Origin of the sequence: Elstera sp., assembly GCF_044372965.1 — a bacterium.
Classification (GTDB): Bacteria; Pseudomonadota; Alphaproteobacteria; order Elsterales; family Elsteraceae; genus Elstera.
On the sequence record NZ_JBILQX010000078.1, the window covers coordinates 1 to 15,265 of the forward strand.

The following is a 15,265-nucleotide window of genomic DNA, read 5'->3' on the forward strand; positions in this document are numbered from 1 at the left end:
CCTTCAAAGTTGCGGTTGCCCGACAGAACGGCGGCGACGGTGAGATCGCCCTTTTCCACCGCGGCGGCAATCGGATCGGCCAGCGGGCCGGAGTTGCCGATGCAAGTGGTGCAGCCATAGCCAACCAGATTGAAGCCGAGCTTATCGAGATAGGGGGTCAGGCCCGCCTTATCGAGATAGTCGGTGACGACCTGGGAGCCGGGGGCGAGCGAGGATTTCACCCAGGGCTTGCGCTCCAGGCCGAGTTCCACCGCCTTTTTCGCCAGCAAACCGGCGGCAATCAGCACGCTCGGGTTCGAGGTATTGGTGCAGGAGGTGATCGCGGTGATAACCACATCGCCATCGGTCAGCGCGTAGTTCGAACCTTCCACGGCCACCTTGCGCACGGCAGGCACGCCCGAATCGCTCAGGGTCTTGCTGAAGCTGGTATTGGCATCGCTCAACAGCACGCGGTCTTGCGGGCGCTTTGGACCTGCCATCGACGGCAGCACTGCGGCGAGATCCAGTTCCAGCGTCGTCGTGAACACCGGGTCCGGCGTGGTGGCGTCGCGCCACATGCCTTGGGCCTTGGCATAGGCTTCCACCAGCTTCACGCGCGCCGCATCACGGCCCGTGAAATTCAGGTAGCGAATGGTTTCGGCGTCGATGGGGAAGAAGCCGCAGGTGGCGCCATATTCTGGAGCCATATTGGCGATGGTGGAGCGGTCGGCCAGCGACAGGTTATCGAGGCCCGGCCCGTAGAATTCCACGAACTTGCCGACAACGCCGAGCTTGCGCAGCATTTGCGTAACAGTCAGCACCAAATCGGTCGCGGTCGCGCCTTCCGGCAGCTTGCCGGTGAGCTTGAAGCCGACGACATCGGGTACCAGCATCGAGACGGGCTGGCCGAGCATGGCCGCTTCCGCTTCGATCCCGCCGACGCCCCAGCCCAGCACCGCGAGGCCATTGACCATCGTCGTATGCGAATCGGTGCCGACGCAGGTGTCGGGATAGGCCACCGTCTTGCCGTCTTCCGTTGCGGTCCACACCACTTGCGCCAGATATTCGACGTTCACCTGATGGCAAATGCCAGTGCCGGGCGGCACGACGCGGAAATTATTGAAGGCCGATTGGCCCCAGCGCAGGAAAGCGTAGCGTTCGTGATTGCGCTCGAACTCCAGCTTCACATTATCGGCAAATGCATGCCCCGTGCCGAAGTTATCGACCATCACCGAGTGATCGATCACGAGATCGACCGGCGAGAGCGGGTTGATCTTCTGCGGATCGCCGCCGAGGGCCACCATCGCATCGCGCATCGCGGCCAGATCGACCACGGCGGGAACGCCAGTGAAATCCTGCATCAGCACGCGCGCCGGGCGGTAGGCGATTTCCTTTTCCTCGCCGGACGGCTGCCAATCGGCCAGCGATTTGACGTCGGCGACGGAAACCGTGCGCTCGTCCTGGTAGCGCAGCAGATTTTCCAGCAGCACTTTCAGCGACATCGGCAGGCGGGTCACATTCGTGTGACCGGTTTCCACTAGGGCGGCGAGGCTGAAATAATCAAAGGAAACGCCATCGACGCTAAGCGTGCGACGGGTTTTGAGCGTGTCGATTCCGACGGTCACGGGATTTCTCCGTATTAGTTGCGGGGGTTCAGACGAACCCAACCCTTCCGAAGCGCGAGTGTACGCCGGATCCGTGACAGAACAAGACGGAAGAACTGGGGGGCTTCCCTAGTTTTTCTTGTGGAGCCGCTGCCCGCGCCACGCCAGCCCCGCCGCCAGGGTGGAAAGCGCCAGTAAACCCGCCCCGATGGCAAAAATCGCCTCATAAGCTTGCGTTGCGGCAAAGAGCGCGGCAAAGGCTTGACCCGCCACCGCCTGGAAGCTCGAGAAAATCAGCGTGAGTTTCCGCCACGCACCGCGATGGGCGTCCGCCCCTACCAATTCTAGGGCAACCCCGGAGGTGAGCATGGCCGCACCGGGGGTTGCCGCGCCGACGATGAGGCTGGAAATCACCAGGGCGGGCAGGGATGAGGAGACCAGCGGCAGGGCAATCGCCAAGGCTTTCGCCCCCAACATCAGCGTCAGGGCCGCGCCGAAGCCGATTTTATCGGCCAACCGCCCGAGCAGCAGTACGCCCAAGGCCGCACCGATGCCGAACAGAACCCAGAAATAGCCGCCGACCGCAACGCCATGCCCCAGGCCGCGCGCGATATAATCAACCCAAAACACGGTATGGGGGATAAAGCCCATCGCATCCCCGGCATAGGCGGCGGCAAGGGCGAACAGCGGCAGCGTCCAGCGCGGCCCCGGCCCACTGGGAAGGGCTGCCATCGGAGGCTTTTCTGGCCAGCCAGACCAGGCCGGAATCCAGAGCAGCAGCGCCAGCGCCGATAGGCCAAGCCACGCCGCGACAATGTCGATCCGCGCCAGCCAGGGAACGACCGTTCCGGCCAGAATAATCCCAATACCGATGCCGCAGAAAACCAGCCCGCTGATCGTGCCCCGCCGGGAAACCGGCACTTGGCTAAGCAAGGCCGAGGGGCCGAGAATGAGAATGAGCGCGCCCGAAATGCCCGTCAGCATCCGCCAGGGCGCGAGCCAGATGAGTCCCCAGTCTGGCCCCCAGTTCGGGATTCCCGCCAGGGTCGCCAGCAGCACAGCACCAACCGAGGCGCGCAGCACGAAGCCGACGCCGAAACGGTCCGCGAGCCGCAGCGCAATCAAGGAGCCGAGAAAATAACCAATAAGGTTCGCCGCACCCAACCATACGGCCTGCGGGCCGGTGAAGAGACCGGCGGCGACCAGGGCAGGAATCAGCGGCGTAAAGGCAAAACGCCCGATACCATGGCCGACGATCAACGCCGCCATTCCGGGCAAAGCCTGCCGAAAGGCCGAAATTTGGGGGACGGGGGCCGTCATAAAAGCTCGGAGGCGCGCGGGCGGGCGCGCTCCTACCGCCTAAGACTGGTGCTTACGCATCGTCCCGTTCAACTTTTTCAAGGAACCGCGCCGCGCGCGTCAGGGCTTCTTGAAAATGCACCGTGCGAACCGGAGCGGCGACGGTGGACCGGGCATGCATCAACAAATAGCCGAGCTGATGCTTCATCATATCGGCATTTTCCAAGTGGCGCGCCAAGGTCATCAGGTAATCATAGAGTTCCTGATCCTGGTGCTTCTCATACATCGCCGACGCTTTGGTGTAGAGTTCTTCGAGCGCCTTGTTCATTTTTGTGACCCTCCCACATATACCGGCTCGATATTTTATAATATCTTACCCGGCTAAAATCGTGCTCGCTTGTGCGGCGCAACACGAAAACCCTGCCGGAATCCCTCCCCCCTGGCAAGGGGGTTTGACGGGCGCGGCACCCTTTCCGGTCTCACTGTCATAAAATACGTCATACAGGGCTATAACCCGCACTTTGGATAGAAAAACCCCCGTCGTCTTGCTAAAATTCTTCGTATGGATCGGGGTTTTCGTCTCTTTACGCGCGGATTATGGGCATTGGCTGGTGTGATCGGCGGTGCCAGCCTCGGGCTTATTCTGGCGGACCGCGCGGGGATGCTCGCGGGCGCGTCATCCCCGCCAACGATGGCCCCCTTAACCAGTGCCACAAGCCTGCTGCCCGAAACGGGCCCGCTCGGCGTGCTCACCGCCGCCGCCCTGCCCCCCGTGGTGATCCCCATCGAGTTCGGCCCGTCGCCGGGGCGCGCGGCTGCCGTCCAAGAGCCCGCACCTCTTCCGCCCATTCCAGAAAAGCCGGTTCAGGGTGCAGCCATCCCTAAGGCCGATCTGCCGAAGTCCGACTTAGCCAAACCTGCCCAGCCAAAACCCGCCGCCCTTCCGGTCCCCAAAGCCCCCCCTCAGCCCGAGGCAAGTGCCCCCGCCGAGGCGATTCTGATTTCCGTGGCCGACCGAAAACTGCGCGTTTTGCTCGCCGATGGCAGCAGCCGTAGCTTTCCCATCGCCGTGGGACGGTCGCGCGATCTCATCCCCATCGGCACGACCGAAATCTTGCGCAAACGCCGTAATCCCACCTGGGTGCCGACGCCGGAAATGCGGCGGCGCGACCCGAAGCTACCCGTCTCGGTGCCTCCCGGCCCGCGCAATCCGATGGGGCTTTATGCGCTCGATTTGGGCTGGACCTATTACCGCATCCACGGCACCAACGAGCCGCAATCGATTGGCCGGGCCGCCTCCTCCGGCTGTTTCCGCATGCTCCCCAAAGATATTGAGGCCGTGTTCAAACTGGTCGATGTCGGCACGAAAGTGACCGTTATCGAAGGCCGCTTGCCGAAACTGCCCGACCCCACGCCCCCGCCCGTGCCGGAAACTAAGGCGCTCTAAGCCGAGGTCAGCAGCAAACTGGTTTCGCTGTTCAAGACCCCATCGATTTCGCGCACCTGCCGCAGCACGCGGTCGAAATCGGCCAGCGATTGGGCGCGTAAATCCGCCACCAGATCCCAGTGACCGTTGGTCGTGTGCAAGGCGTACAATTCTGGCAGGCCGCGCAGACTTTTGATGACGGCGCTGGTGGATTTGCCCGCAACTTCGATCATCATCACCGCGTGAATAAGGTTGCTGGCGTGCTCCGCCCGCACGCGCACGGTGAAGCCCAGGATCGTACCGCTCGCCACCAGCCTATCCAGGCACTTTTGCACCGTGTTGCGCGACAGGCCGAGCACGGCGGCGAGTTTCGCCACGGGGGCGCGGGCATCGGCCTGAAGGGCAGCGATCAGGCGGCGATCGAGATCGTCGAGGGGCAGCATGTTCTCTTCCTTATGTGCATTCTGCTGAAGCGCAAGAAGCATAGTGCGCAACTCTTCCCCAAATCAGCATCAGTTTGCACATTGTGCCAGAACAGGCGGAGTCCTTAGCCTAAGGCTGTCTTCTTCAGCCCCGGAACGCGCCGCTATGTTCAGCCCCCAATCGCCCCAAGCCGTCGTGATGATCCGCCCGCATCATTTCACCCCGAACCCGGTAACGGCGGCGGATAATGCTTTTCAGGTCAGCCAAAGCTTCGGCCCGGCCGCCGCCGTGGCCGCCGAAGCTTACCGGGAGGTCTCGGAGGCCGCCGAAACCCTCACCCGCGCAGGCATTACGGTGCATCTGTTCGAGGATACCGGCACGCAAACCCCCGATTCGGTGTTTCCGAACAATTGGTTTTCCACCCACGCCGGAGGGCATGTGGCCGTTTATCCGATGTTCGCGCCCAACCGCCGGGCGGAGCGACGCTGGGATATTCTGGAACTGTTGAAGCGCGACTACCGGGTTCAGGACGTGATCGACTATTCCGGGCTGGAGGCCGATGGCGTGTTCTTGGAAGGCACGGGCGCGATGGTGCTCGACCATATCGAACACGTCGCTTACGCCGTTCGGTCCCACCGCATGACGCCGGTGATGCTGGAACGTTTTTGCACCCATTTCCGCTATGAGCCGATTTCTTTCGAGGCGGTGGACCCGAGCGGCACGCCGATCTACCACACCAATGTGTTGATGAGCATCGGCACCGATTTGGCCTTGGTCGGGCTGGAGATGATCCCCGATGTCGCCCGGCGGACCGAAATCGCGGCCCGGTTAACCGCAGGCGGCCGCACGCTGGTGCCGCTGAGTGAGGCGCAGATTGGCGATTTCGCGGGCAACGCCTTGGAGCTTCAAGCGCCAGACGGCTTAGTTCTCGCCCTCTCCACCCGCGCCCTCGGCAGCCTTGGCGCCAGCCAGAAGCAACAGATCGAAACTAAGGCCCGGCTGCTGCCCCTTAGCATCCCCACCATTGAACAGGCGGGCGGATCGGTGCGCTGCATGTTGGCGGGCATCCATCTCGCCAAACGCCCGGCGCTCGCCTTAGCTTAGCCAAGATCAACGCCGGCAACCGTCTGCTTGAGCAACCCAAGCAGTTTTGCCGCGTCAGGACCGCCCACCTGGGCCAGGAGCGCGGTATGAACCCGGTCCCACACGGGGCAGGCTTCGACGAACAGCGCCCGCCCTGCCGGGGTGGCTGCCGGGCGTTTGGCGCGGCGATCTTCTGGGTCGGGATTGATCGTTAACAGCCCGCGCCGCTGCAAGGGTTGCAGCGCGCGCGTCAGGCTGCTCGCCTCCATCGCCAAGGCGTCGGCAAGACCTTGGACCGACCAGCTTTTCCCCCGGTCATGCGCCCAACTGAGGTGCCCTAAAATTGCGAATTGAGTCGCCGTCAACCCGAGAGGCGACAGCGCCCGGTCGAACCCCGCCGTCGCCCGGCGGGTGGCTTTGCGGAGATGGAGCATTAGGCAGTCGTTAAGGCTGCGGTAATTGGGGTCGGGCATCGGGAACGCGCCTCTTGACGACTACGGAAAGAGGCCGTCATGATAGCTGCATACACAGCTTTTTGCGAGCCCCCCCGCGATGACCCAGCCGATCTTTGCCCCGCTGCCCGCCGATGCGATCACGCTCAGCGGCCTTGAAATTCTGCACCGGATGAAAAGCGGCGACCTGCCAATGCCGCCAATGGCCCAGGTGATGGGCATGCACCCGGAGGTGGCGGAACATGGCCGCGTGGTTTTCACCTCCACGCCAAAAGCCGATTTTCTGAACCCGATGGGCACCATTCACGCGGGCTATGCCTTAACCCTGCTCGATACCGTGCTCGCCTGCACCGTTCATTCCACACTCACCGCGGGTCAGAGCTATACGACGCTGGAAGTGAAGGCCAATTTCGTGCGCGCCATTTTGCCCGATTCCGGCCTGCTCACGGTAGAAGGTAAGATTTTGTCGGCCGGGCGGCGTATTGGCACCTCAGAAGCTAAGATCACCGATACCAAAGGCCGCCTTCTCGCCCATGCCACGACGACGTGCATTATTTTCTCGGGTGAATAAACCCGCCCTGTATCAATAGTGCCTTAGCCTTGTATCACAGCCATTCCCCCCCGATCCCTTAAGCTTTAGGATTATTTTAGGGAATCGGGTGCAGGGTGATTGGGTTATGGCAAGTTTCTGGCACCGATTGGTGAGTTTTTTTATGATCCAGGAACGGATTCCCGTTCCGCGGCTGCGCATGGTAAACAATTGTTCGGCCTGCCGTTATTGGGTCGCGCCCGACAAAATTACCAGCCGCGAGGTTCCTTCTGCGCGCGCCATTCAATGGGCTAAGGATAATGGCTACGGGCGTTGTACGGCTAAAGCCGCTCCCGATCAGAAGAAGGCCCGCGGCGAAACCAAGCGTTTCACGATGCCGACCGACGGTTGCGGCCAATACGCCAAACGCCCTGAAACCGCGATGCCTGCCCGCTAAAGTTCCCAGTGCAAAAAGATTTTTTTGGTCTGTTGCCGTAGCACAACAGTCGAAATTCGGCCATGATCGGAGGCGATAGTCCGCAAGACAGAGCGAACGGGCTTTATCTTGGGCGGCCTCGCCCCCACCTTCCTGTTCGACACAACGACAAACAACGGTTTTGCGCCATGACAGCACCCTTTTCTTCTGTTCCCCGCTCCTCCTCGCCGTTGCGGCGCGTGGTCGCCGTCGCGGGGCTCGCCCTGGCCGTCACCGGTGCCCCCCTTCTGGTGCCGAGCCTCGCCCCGCCCGCCTATGCCCGCAGCGCTCCCGAAAGCTTCGCCGATATGGCGGAAAAGCTGCTGCCCTCAGTGGTGAATGTGTACTCCACCCAGATCAGCAAGCCCGTCCGCGCGCAAGGGAATGGCGGTGGCGGCGGGGCGGAGCCCGATTTTCAACTGCCGCCCGGCTCGCCGTTCGAGCAGTTCTTCCGCGAGTTCATGAACCGTCAGCGCGGCGGGCAGAACCAAGCGCCCCGCCGTCAAACCTCGCTGGGCTCGGGCTTCATCGTCGATAGCACCGGCTTCATCGTGACCAATAATCACGTGATCGACGGCGCCGACGAAATCAGCGTGAAGCTGCATGATAATACCGAGCTTTCTGCAAAGTTGATTGGCCGCGACCCGAAAACCGATCTCGCCTTGCTGAAGGTCGAAAGCGCAAAGCCGTTACCCGCCGTTCAGTTCGGCGATAGCGATAAAGCGCGCATCGGCGATTGGGTGATGGCAATCGGCAATCCCTTCGGCCTTGGCGGTACGGTCACGGCGGGCATTTTGTCGGCGCGCAACCGTTCTACGGGGGGCGCTTACGATGATTTCTTGCAAACGGATGCCTCGATTAACCGGGGCAATTCGGGCGGACCGATGTTCGATATGGACGGCAAGGTTATCGGCGTGAACTCGGCCATTCTGTCGCCCAACGGCGGCAGCGTCGGCATCGGTTTTGCCATTTCCTCCAACCTCGCCCGCCCGGTGATCGAGCAGATCAAAAACGGCGGTGCGGTGAAACGCGGCTGGCTTGGCGTGAAAATCCAACGTTTGGATGACGATGTCGCTGCGGGCTTTGGACTCGATAAGGCGCGCGGTGCGCTGGTGAGTGCCGTCACCGATGGCAGCCCCGCGGCAAAAGCCCAAGTGAAACAGGGCGACGTGATCTTGAAGTTCGATGGGCGCGACGTGCCGGAATCAGACCGTCTGCCGCGCATCGTCGCCGATACGCCCATTGGCAAGCCGGTCGATATGGTCGTTTGGCGGAATAAGAAGGAAGTAGCACTCAAGGTTACGGTCGGCGAGTTGAAGGACGAAGAAGTCGCAACCGCCACGGATTCGAAAGAACCGTCCGCCGCCGAACCCGCCGTGACCGTGCGCGGCCTTGGGCTGAAAGTTCAGGCCATCGACGCAGCGACGCGCGAGAAGTTCGGCTTGCCGGAAGGACAAGCCGGAATCGTGATTACCGATGTGACCGGCGACAGCAACGCCTTCGAAAAGGGCCTGCGCCCCGGCGATATAGTAACAGAGGTCAATCAGGAAGAGGTGAAGTCGGCGGGCGATCTCGCCGCCAAAGTTACCGCTGCGCGCGAGGCTAAGAAGAAAACCGTCCTGCTCACGCTGTTCAGCAAGGGCGATACGCGCTTCGTTGCCGTCCGCATCGACTAAATTAGAAGGGCGCGGCGGTTTCCCGCAGCGCCCCTTATCATCCCGCAGCGGCGCGCTCTGAACAGCGCGCCGTTTGCTTATTTGCCGCGATATTTATCGTGGCAAGCGCCGCAGGTTTTACCGACTTCGCCGAAGGCCGCTTTGATCCCATCGAGGTTCTTCGCGTTCGAAGCCACCAGCAGTGCGCCCGCCGCCGTGTTGAAATTGGCGACGGCGGCATCGAACCCGGCCTTGTCGGTCCAAATCGCGGCAAGCGCTTTGGTATCGCCCTGATCGCTGCCCACCGGGAAACCCGCCGCCATGCGTTTGGCGACATCGACAACGGCTTGGGCGGGGGCCGCGGCCGTATCGACGGCATCTTTGCCATCGACGACACCTTTTATCGCGCCGACGCTTTTACGCAGGATCTGCATATCATCCTTGCGGTTTTTAATGGCGTCTTGCGCATAGACCGCAACCGGCGCAACCAACCCGAGCGCGACAATGGCCACCGCAACCCGACCCATGACCTTAACCATCGATTTTTCTCCCAAAAGACTGGCTCAAACCCGTTCGGCGCACCTGTTATATCAGCCAGGAAGCTGGTTCAGATCACGCCCACTTAACAGTGTATCAGAGAATAAGGCTAAAATGCGCTGCCCCCATGAGGCGCGCGGCATTTTGTTAAAAAAACATAAAACCTACGTTAATTGTAAAATCCCATTGACTCCCCGCCAGGAAAGCCCTACCTGTGGAATCGTTAATTCGCAATCCCTGCACGGGATTGTAAAAAGGGGAAGGGTCGATGCACAGCCTGCCGATTTTCTTGTCGCTGAACCAACGCGAAGCCCTGATTGTCGGCGGCGGCGAAGCGGCAACGCAGAAGCTGCGCCTGCTGAAACGCACCGGCGCGCGCATTACGGTCGTGGCGAAGGACCCGTCGGCAGAAATCGAAGCCGCCGCCGTGACGGACGAGATCATTCTGCTGCGCCGCCCCTTCCGCTTAGATGATATCCGCAATCAGGCTGTAATTTTCGCCGCGACCGGCGATGACGATCAAGACGGGGAAATCTCCCGCCGCGCCCAAGATGTCGGCGTGCCCGTCAATATCGTCGATGAGCCCGCCCTCTCCAGCTTCCTCATGCCGGCGATTGTGGACCGCGACCCGGTTTTGGTTGCCATCGGCACCGGCGGCAGCGCCCCCATTCTCGCCCGCCGCGTCCGCGAGCGCCTGGAACGGCTGCTACCCGCGCGCCTTGGCCCCCTCGCCCGCTTCATCGAGCGGTGGAAAGACCCCGTCCGGGGGCGAGTGAGCGACCCGGCGGCGCGCCGCCGGGTCTTGGAGCAGTTCTCCGATGGCCCGATTGCCGATCTGGTGCTGAACGGTCAAGAACGTGCCGCCGATGAGGCCGCCGCTCAACTGCTAGAAACTGGAACCGTCGAAGGCGGCTCGGTCGCCCTCGTCGGCGCGGGGCCGGGCGATCCCGAGTTGCTCACCCTCAAAGCCCTGCGTGCCCTATCGGATGCCGATATCGTTTTCTACGACGAGCTGGTCGCCGAACCCATTCTCGACCGCATCCGCCGCGATGCGGAGCGCGTGCCCGTCGGCAAGCGCAAGGCCCATCACTCTGTCCCGCAAGATCAAATTGGCCGCCTGCTGGTCGAATCCGCCCAAGCGGGCAAGCGCGTCGTGCGCCTTAAAGGCGGCGATCCGTTTATCTTCGGGCGGGGCGGGGAAGAGGTTGAAGCCGTGCGCGCCGCAGGCCTGCCGATTACGATTATCCCCGGCATTTCCGCCGCCCTCGGCTGCGCTGCCAGCGCCGAAATTCCGCTAACGCACCGCGATCACGCCTCCGCTCTGGTGCTGGCCACCGGCCATGGCCGCGACGGGGTGCCGTTCTCCAGCGCGGGCGTGCCGCAAGCGGGCGGGAAAACCGTGGCCATCTATATGGGCCTCGCCCAAGCCCCGCGCATTACGCAAGAGTTGATCGACGCCGGGCATGCGAATGATACCCCCGTTGCCTTGATCGAAAACGGCACCCGCCCCGATCAAAAGGTTTCGACCGGGCTTCTGGCCGATCTGCCGCGCCTTGCGCTTCAGCACGGCACCGGCCCGACGCTGCTCATCATCGGTTCGGTTGTGCGCCTATCGCGCTATTGGGGCGATGCCCCCGAAACCGCGTCCATTTCCGCTCTTGCTGCCGAATAAGGGTCCAGCTTATGTCCGTCCCGCCCCGTAAAATTACCTCCGATGCGCCGCGCCTGCTGACCGCCAATCGCCTGCGCGACGGCGCGGTGATTTTCTTCACCGGCAAAGATCTCGCTACCTTAACGCAAGACGGATTCGGCCCAGCCTGGTCGCTATCGATTGCTGAGGCCCCACTGTATAGTCTTGCCGAGGCCGAAGCCCTGCACGCCATCGCCGCCCAAAACCCTGCCTTGGTTGGCCCCTATCTGGTGGAAGCGGAAGCCACCGCCCACGGCCCCCGCCCGCTGGCGATGCGCGAGCGGATTCGCGGCGACGGGCCGACGGTGGCCATTCCCACCAATCCCGATAGCCTCACGCAAGCCAAGGCCGCGTAACATGGGCCAGCTTTATCGGTACGACGATTTCGACAAGGCCTTTCTGGCCGAACGCATCGCCCAGTTCCGCGGGCAGGTGGCGCGGCGCATTGCGGGCGATATAACGGAAGAGCAGTTCCGCCCCTTGCGCCTGCAAAACGGCCTCTACCTTCAGCTTCACGCCTATATGCTGCGCGTCGCCATTCCCTACGGCACGCTGGACGCTCGGCAAATGCGCGTGTTGGCGGAGGTTGCGCGCCGGTTCGATAAGGGCTACGGCCATTTCACCACGCGCCAGAACATTCAATATAATTGGGTGAAGCTGGAAGAGGCCGCCGACGCGCTGGCCCTCTTGGCCGAAGCCGATCTGCACGCTATCCAAACCAGTGGCAACTGCATTCGCAATGTGACCTCCGACCAATTCGCCGGGGTGGCTTTGGATGAAATCGAAGATCCGCGCCCCTGGGGCGAGATCATTCGGCAATGGTCCACCCTGCACCCGGAATTTGGCTTTCTGCCCCGTAAGTTTAAAATCGCCATCACGGGGGCCGAGAGCGACCGGGCGGCGGTGAAGATTCACGATATCGGCATTCGCTTGGTCAAGAACGAAGCGGGTGAAACCGGCTTCGAGATTATCGTTGGCGGCGGCCTCGGGCGTACCCCGATTATCGGCAAGGTTATTCGGGCGTTTCTGCCGAAGCGCGACCTGTTGACCTATCTTGAATCGGTTTTGCGCGTCTATAACCGCTATGGGCGGCGCGACAATATCTATAAAGCCCGCATCAAGATTCTGGTGCAGGAAATCGGGATCGAAAAAATGCGCGAGGAGGTGGAGGCGGAGTTTGCTGCGCGCAGCGCCGATCCGCTCACCCTGCCGCCCGAGTTGATCGCCAGTATCGAAAGCCATTTCGCCCCGGTGGCCTATGCGCCGCAACCGGCGGAACCGGCGGCTTATCAGTCCGCACTCGCGTCCGACACAGGCTTCGCCGCCTGGGTGAAGACGAATACCGCCGCCCATAAGGCGACCGGTTACGCCATCGTCACCGTGACGTTGAAACCGGCGGGCGGGATTCCCGGCGATGCGACCGCCGACCAGATGGACGCCCTGGCCGATCTCGCCGAACGCTATAGCGAGAATGAAATTCGCGTCACCCATGTGCAGAATCTGGTTCTGCCGCACGTCCGCAAGGCCGATCTTCCGGTGATTTATGCGGAATTGCAGCGCATCGGCTTTGCCGAAGCCCATTTGAACACCGCCGCCGATATCATCGCCTGCCCAGGGCTGGATTATTGCGCGCTGGCGAATGCCCGCTCGATCCCCATCGCGCAGGAAATCTCCGCGCGCGTGGCAAAGCCCGGGCGCTTGGAAGAGATCGGCCCCGTGCAGATCAAGATTTCCGGCTGCATCAATGCCTGCGGTCATCACCACGTCGGCCATATCGGCTTGCTCGGCGTCGATAAGAACGGCGAGGAATTTTATCAAATCACCCTTGGCGGCCACGCCGGGGACGATCCCGCCCGCAGCGCCGCCGTCGGCACTATCCTCGGCCCGTCGCTCTCGAAAGACGCGGTGGCCGATGGCATCGATAAGGTTTTTGACGCCTATCTCGCCCTGCGCGCCGCACCGGAGGAAACTTTTGTCGAGACCGTGCGCCGGGTCGGAACCACGCCATTTAAGGAGCGCGTTTATGCCGCTGGTTAATGCCGAAGGCCTGCTCGACGATCCCTATCAGGTTTTGGAAGAGGGGAGCGCACCCGCTCCGAACAGCGCGGTTCTCGTGAGCTTGGATCAATGGGATCACGTGGCCGATCACACTGGCCCGCTGGGGCTGCGCCTGCCGAATACGCTCGATCCGGCGCTGATTTCGGATAAGTTGCCGCGTCTCGCGCTGGTGGCGCTGGAGTTTCCCAAGTTTACCGATGGCCGGGCTTATAGTCAGGCGCGGCTGCTGCGGGGCCGCTACGGTTTTACCGGCGAAATCCGCGCGACGGGTGCCGTGTTGCGCGATCAACTGCTCTACATGAGCCGCTGCGGCATCAGCAGTTTCGAGATTGATCGGGCGGATGCCGCCGAGCGCATCGCCGCCGCGCTGAAAGAGTTCAGCATTGTCTATCAACCGGCGACCGACCGGCCCGACCTGTCCCCACTCCTGGGGCAGAAGTGGCGGCGCTCTTTTGCCTGAGCCCGCTGCAATGATCTGAAGCCTACCCAAACTCCCCCACCCCCGCGCTCTTGCGGGGGTTTTTTTTAGGGTGAAGCGTTTAGGACAAATCGGCCACCGCCCAGCCCGAGGCGGTTTTGATGAACCGGAGATCCAGGGTTGGGTGAAGCATTGTCAGCGGCGTTTTCACATCCAGCGTTACCGTGCAGCGATAGCCAGAGCGGCGCACGTCGTCGGTCGCTTGGCAGCCTTGTTTGCGCGCGGCCTGAACATCGATCAGCCCGGCGAAGGGTTCGAGCCCCGGCAAGAGGGCGGCCAGCGCGCGCACGTCGCGGAATTTGGTCGCAATTGCTGCTTCAAGCTCGTCCTCGGACGGCTCACGCTCCAGCACCGTACAGGCCCCGAGCAGGCTAAGCCCCGCCCATAGGGCCGCGTATCTTTTCATCATGGTATGCCTCCCTCCTCGCGTCTCCTAGCAGCGTAGCAGGGGCCGCGCCTTAAAAGCACGCTCGAAGCCGGGGCAAAAGCACCTAAAATTAACAAACCCCGCCGAAGCGGGGCCAAGAACCCAAAAAGCAACAAACCCCGCCGAAGCTGGGCCAAGAACCCAAAAAGCAACAAACCCCGCCGAAGCGGGGCCAAGAACCCAAAAAGCAACAAACCCCGCCGAAGCGGGGCCAAGAACCCAAAAAGCAACAAACCCCGCCGAAGCGGGGTTTGTCTTTGGTCGGGAGAGAGGCGAGCCCCTCTCCAATCCCATATCGCTGTGAAGCGATATTAGAAATCGACGCGGGTACGGAACGTGAAGAGCGTACCGTCGTTCTTCGTCTGACCGGACTTGAGGCCAGTCGTCTGCGATTCGGCTTCGAACTTCACGATGTCAGCCTGCAGCGACAGGCCGGGGGCCAACTGGTAGGCACCACCGATACCAACGACGTAATCGGTCGTGTCCTTGCCCGACTTAACATCGGTTTCGGTGCGGGCGTAGTTGATACCAACACCCCACGGACCGACCACATAGGTCAGGCCGAGCTGCCAGCCGATTTGATCCGTGCCCTTGGCCAGGCCGGTATCGCCGTTGTCATAGTAGTGACCGCCGAAGGTGAAGCCAGCATAGCTGACCTGTGCACCAAGGTGCCACACGGAGTAATCACCAAGGGTGCTCTTCACGGTTGCCGAAGTGTCCTTGGCATCGCCGAACTGCACGCCGCCGCCGACTTTCAGGCCAATGTCGCTGAACTTGCCGGTGTAGGCAGCGCCGAGCGAGATCAGGTCATTGTAGTTGTTGCCCGAACCGGTGATGAACTTCGAACGAGCGTTGTCACGACCAGCCGAACCCTTTTCCGGGGTGTAGCTGATACCAGCCTGGAAGCCCGAGAACACGGGGGTGTAGTAAACCACCTTCGTGTGGAACTCGCCTTCGTTGGCATGGTAATAGCTGTAGTTGCCGGTCGAGGGACCGAAAGCATAATCGGCTTGACCGATACCGACCGACGGAGCCTGAACTTCGAGGTTGGTGTCAACGGCCAGCGTGTCGCCGAGCTCAACCTTACCCCACGAACCGCCCATATAAATGAACTTCGTGTCGGCACCAACGACGTCTTGGTTGGCCTGGC

Annotated in this window: 17 protein-coding genes; 9 read left to right on the forward strand and 8 right to left on the reverse strand. The window is 61.9% G+C overall.

The window, feature by feature from the left end:
* The 3 genes from acnA to ACIQ36_RS11180 form a co-directional block, all read right to left on the reverse strand.
* A partial coding sequence (gene acnA, locus ACIQ36_RS11170; protein WP_395829195.1) for an aconitate hydratase AcnA occupies positions 1 to 1,604 on the reverse strand: 1,604 nt, incomplete at its 3' end.
* A gap of 108 nt (positions 1,605 to 1,712) precedes the next feature.
* Entirely contained in the window at positions 1,713 to 2,903 is a 1,191-nt protein-coding gene (locus tag ACIQ36_RS11175; protein WP_395829197.1) for a YbfB/YjiJ family MFS transporter, read from the reverse strand.
* A 52-nt stretch (positions 2,904 to 2,955) separates the two neighbouring features.
* On the reverse strand, positions 2,956 to 3,210 hold the full coding sequence (locus ACIQ36_RS11180; protein ID WP_045774520.1) for a hypothetical protein: 255 nt from the start codon (positions 3,208 to 3,210) through the stop codon (positions 2,956 to 2,958).
* A gap of 285 nt (positions 3,211 to 3,495) precedes the next feature.
* Between ACIQ36_RS11180 and ACIQ36_RS11185 the strand changes: the two genes are divergently transcribed.
* A complete protein-coding gene (locus ACIQ36_RS11185) occupies positions 3,496 to 4,329 on the forward strand; it encodes a L,D-transpeptidase family protein (protein ID WP_395829225.1) in 834 nt (277 codons plus the stop codon).
* On the opposite strand, the gene ACIQ36_RS11190 is transcribed toward ACIQ36_RS11185, so the two are convergent.
* Positions 4,326 to 4,751 (reverse strand): Lrp/AsnC family transcriptional regulator, encoded by a 426-nt coding sequence (locus ACIQ36_RS11190; RefSeq protein WP_395829199.1) that lies wholly within the window; start codon positions 4,749 to 4,751, stop codon positions 4,326 to 4,328. The two genes, ACIQ36_RS11185 and ACIQ36_RS11190, sit on opposite strands and share 4 nt — an antisense overlap.
* A 145-nt stretch (positions 4,752 to 4,896) precedes the next feature.
* On the opposite strand from ACIQ36_RS11190, the gene ctlX reads away from it, so the two are divergent.
* Positions 4,897 to 5,835, forward strand: a complete 939-nt coding sequence (gene ctlX / locus ACIQ36_RS11195) for a citrulline utilization hydrolase CtlX (RefSeq protein WP_395829201.1) — start codon at positions 4,897 to 4,899, stop codon at positions 5,833 to 5,835.
* Here the strand turns inward: ctlX and ACIQ36_RS11200 are convergent.
* On the reverse strand, positions 5,832 to 6,287 hold the full coding sequence (locus tag ACIQ36_RS11200) for a MarR family winged helix-turn-helix transcriptional regulator (protein WP_395829203.1): 456 nt from the start codon (positions 6,285 to 6,287) through the stop codon (positions 5,832 to 5,834). The two genes, ctlX and ACIQ36_RS11200, sit on opposite strands and share 4 nt — an antisense overlap.
* 79 nt (positions 6,288 to 6,366) lie before the next feature.
* Here ACIQ36_RS11200 and ACIQ36_RS11205 point away from each other — a divergent pair, with 79 nt between their 5' ends.
* From ACIQ36_RS11205 to ACIQ36_RS11215, 3 genes are all read left to right on the forward strand, one after another.
* Positions 6,367 to 6,837, forward strand: a complete 471-nt coding sequence (locus ACIQ36_RS11205) for a PaaI family thioesterase (RefSeq protein WP_395829205.1) — start codon at positions 6,367 to 6,369, stop codon at positions 6,835 to 6,837.
* Between the two features lie 106 nt (positions 6,838 to 6,943).
* A complete protein-coding gene (locus tag ACIQ36_RS11210) occupies positions 6,944 to 7,252 on the forward strand; it encodes a hypothetical protein (RefSeq protein WP_395829207.1) in 309 nt (102 codons plus the stop codon).
* Between the two features lie 167 nt (positions 7,253 to 7,419).
* Positions 7,420 to 8,946: a DegQ family serine endoprotease gene (locus tag ACIQ36_RS11215; RefSeq protein ID WP_395829209.1), complete on the forward strand. Its 1,527-nt coding sequence runs from the start codon at positions 7,420 to 7,422 to the stop codon at positions 8,944 to 8,946.
* 77 nt (positions 8,947 to 9,023) lie between these two features.
* On the opposite strand, the gene ACIQ36_RS11220 is transcribed toward ACIQ36_RS11215, so the two are convergent.
* Positions 9,024 to 9,464, reverse strand: a complete 441-nt coding sequence (locus tag ACIQ36_RS11220; protein ID WP_395829211.1) for a c-type cytochrome — start codon at positions 9,462 to 9,464, stop codon at positions 9,024 to 9,026.
* 266 nt (positions 9,465 to 9,730) lie between these two features.
* Between ACIQ36_RS11220 and cysG the strand changes: the two genes are divergently transcribed.
* The 4 genes from cysG to ACIQ36_RS11240 are packed head-to-tail and all read left to right on the forward strand — an operon-like array spanning position 9,731 to position 13,670.
* Positions 9,731 to 11,134: a siroheme synthase CysG gene (gene cysG / locus ACIQ36_RS11225; RefSeq protein ID WP_395829213.1), complete on the forward strand. Its 1,404-nt coding sequence runs from the start codon at positions 9,731 to 9,733 to the stop codon at positions 11,132 to 11,134.
* 11 nt (positions 11,135 to 11,145) lie between these two features.
* On the forward strand, positions 11,146 to 11,508 hold the full coding sequence (locus ACIQ36_RS11230; RefSeq protein WP_395829215.1) for a DUF2849 domain-containing protein: 363 nt from the start codon (positions 11,146 to 11,148) through the stop codon (positions 11,506 to 11,508).
* A 1-nt stretch (position 11,509) separates the two neighbouring features.
* A complete protein-coding gene (locus ACIQ36_RS11235) occupies positions 11,510 to 13,189 on the forward strand; it encodes a nitrite/sulfite reductase (RefSeq protein ID WP_395829217.1) in 1,680 nt (559 codons plus the stop codon).
* On the forward strand, positions 13,176 to 13,670 hold the full coding sequence (locus tag ACIQ36_RS11240) for a DUF934 domain-containing protein (protein WP_395829219.1): 495 nt from the start codon (positions 13,176 to 13,178) through the stop codon (positions 13,668 to 13,670). Before ACIQ36_RS11235 ends, ACIQ36_RS11240 begins: the two co-directional genes overlap by 14 nt.
* 79 nt (positions 13,671 to 13,749) lie before the next feature.
* Here ACIQ36_RS11240 and ACIQ36_RS11245 read toward each other — a convergent pair whose 3' ends face one another.
* Together ACIQ36_RS11245 and ACIQ36_RS11250 are read right to left on the reverse strand one after the other, a co-directional pair.
* Positions 13,750 to 14,097, reverse strand: a complete 348-nt coding sequence (locus ACIQ36_RS11245; RefSeq protein WP_395829221.1) for a hypothetical protein — start codon at positions 14,095 to 14,097, stop codon at positions 13,750 to 13,752.
* 329 nt (positions 14,098 to 14,426) lie between these two features.
* Positions 14,427 to 15,265: porin (locus ACIQ36_RS11250; protein WP_395829223.1), on the reverse strand; the 839-nt coding region annotated here is incomplete at its 5' end.

Bases quoted from the DNA above. Each gene is read 5' to 3' on its own strand.
- ctlX (WP_395829201.1), top strand. From the start codon at position 4,897: ATGTTCAGCCCCCAATCGCCCCAAGCCGTCGTGATGATCCGCCCGCAT.
- ACIQ36_RS11205 (WP_395829205.1), top strand. From the start codon at position 6,367: ATGACCCAGCCGATCTTTGCCCCGCTGCCCGCCGATGCGATCACGCTC.
- ACIQ36_RS11190 (WP_395829199.1), bottom strand. From the start codon at position 4,751: ATGCTGCCCCTCGACGATCTCGATCGCCGCCTGATCGCTGCCCTTCAG.
- ACIQ36_RS11215 (WP_395829209.1), top strand. From the start codon at position 7,420: ATGACAGCACCCTTTTCTTCTGTTCCCCGCTCCTCCTCGCCGTTGCGG.
- ACIQ36_RS11235 (WP_395829217.1), top strand. From the start codon at position 11,510: ATGGGCCAGCTTTATCGGTACGACGATTTCGACAAGGCCTTTCTGGCC.
- ACIQ36_RS11240 (WP_395829219.1), top strand. From the start codon at position 13,176: ATGCCGCTGGTTAATGCCGAAGGCCTGCTCGACGATCCCTATCAGGTT.
- cysG (WP_395829213.1), top strand. From the start codon at position 9,731: ATGCACAGCCTGCCGATTTTCTTGTCGCTGAACCAACGCGAAGCCCTG.
- ACIQ36_RS11220 (WP_395829211.1), bottom strand. From the start codon at position 9,464: ATGGTTAAGGTCATGGGTCGGGTTGCGGTGGCCATTGTCGCGCTCGGG.
- ACIQ36_RS11175 (WP_395829197.1), bottom strand. From the start codon at position 2,903: ATGACGGCCCCCGTCCCCCAAATTTCGGCCTTTCGGCAGGCTTTGCCC.
- ACIQ36_RS11180 (WP_045774520.1), bottom strand. From the start codon at position 3,210: ATGAACAAGGCGCTCGAAGAACTCTACACCAAAGCGTCGGCGATGTAT.
- ACIQ36_RS11230 (WP_395829215.1), top strand. From the start codon at position 11,146: ATGTCCGTCCCGCCCCGTAAAATTACCTCCGATGCGCCGCGCCTGCTG.
- ACIQ36_RS11200 (WP_395829203.1), bottom strand. From the start codon at position 6,287: ATGCCCGACCCCAATTACCGCAGCCTTAACGACTGCCTAATGCTCCAT.
- ACIQ36_RS11210 (WP_395829207.1), top strand. From the start codon at position 6,944: ATGGCAAGTTTCTGGCACCGATTGGTGAGTTTTTTTATGATCCAGGAA.
- ACIQ36_RS11245 (WP_395829221.1), bottom strand. From the start codon at position 14,097: ATGATGAAAAGATACGCGGCCCTATGGGCGGGGCTTAGCCTGCTCGGG.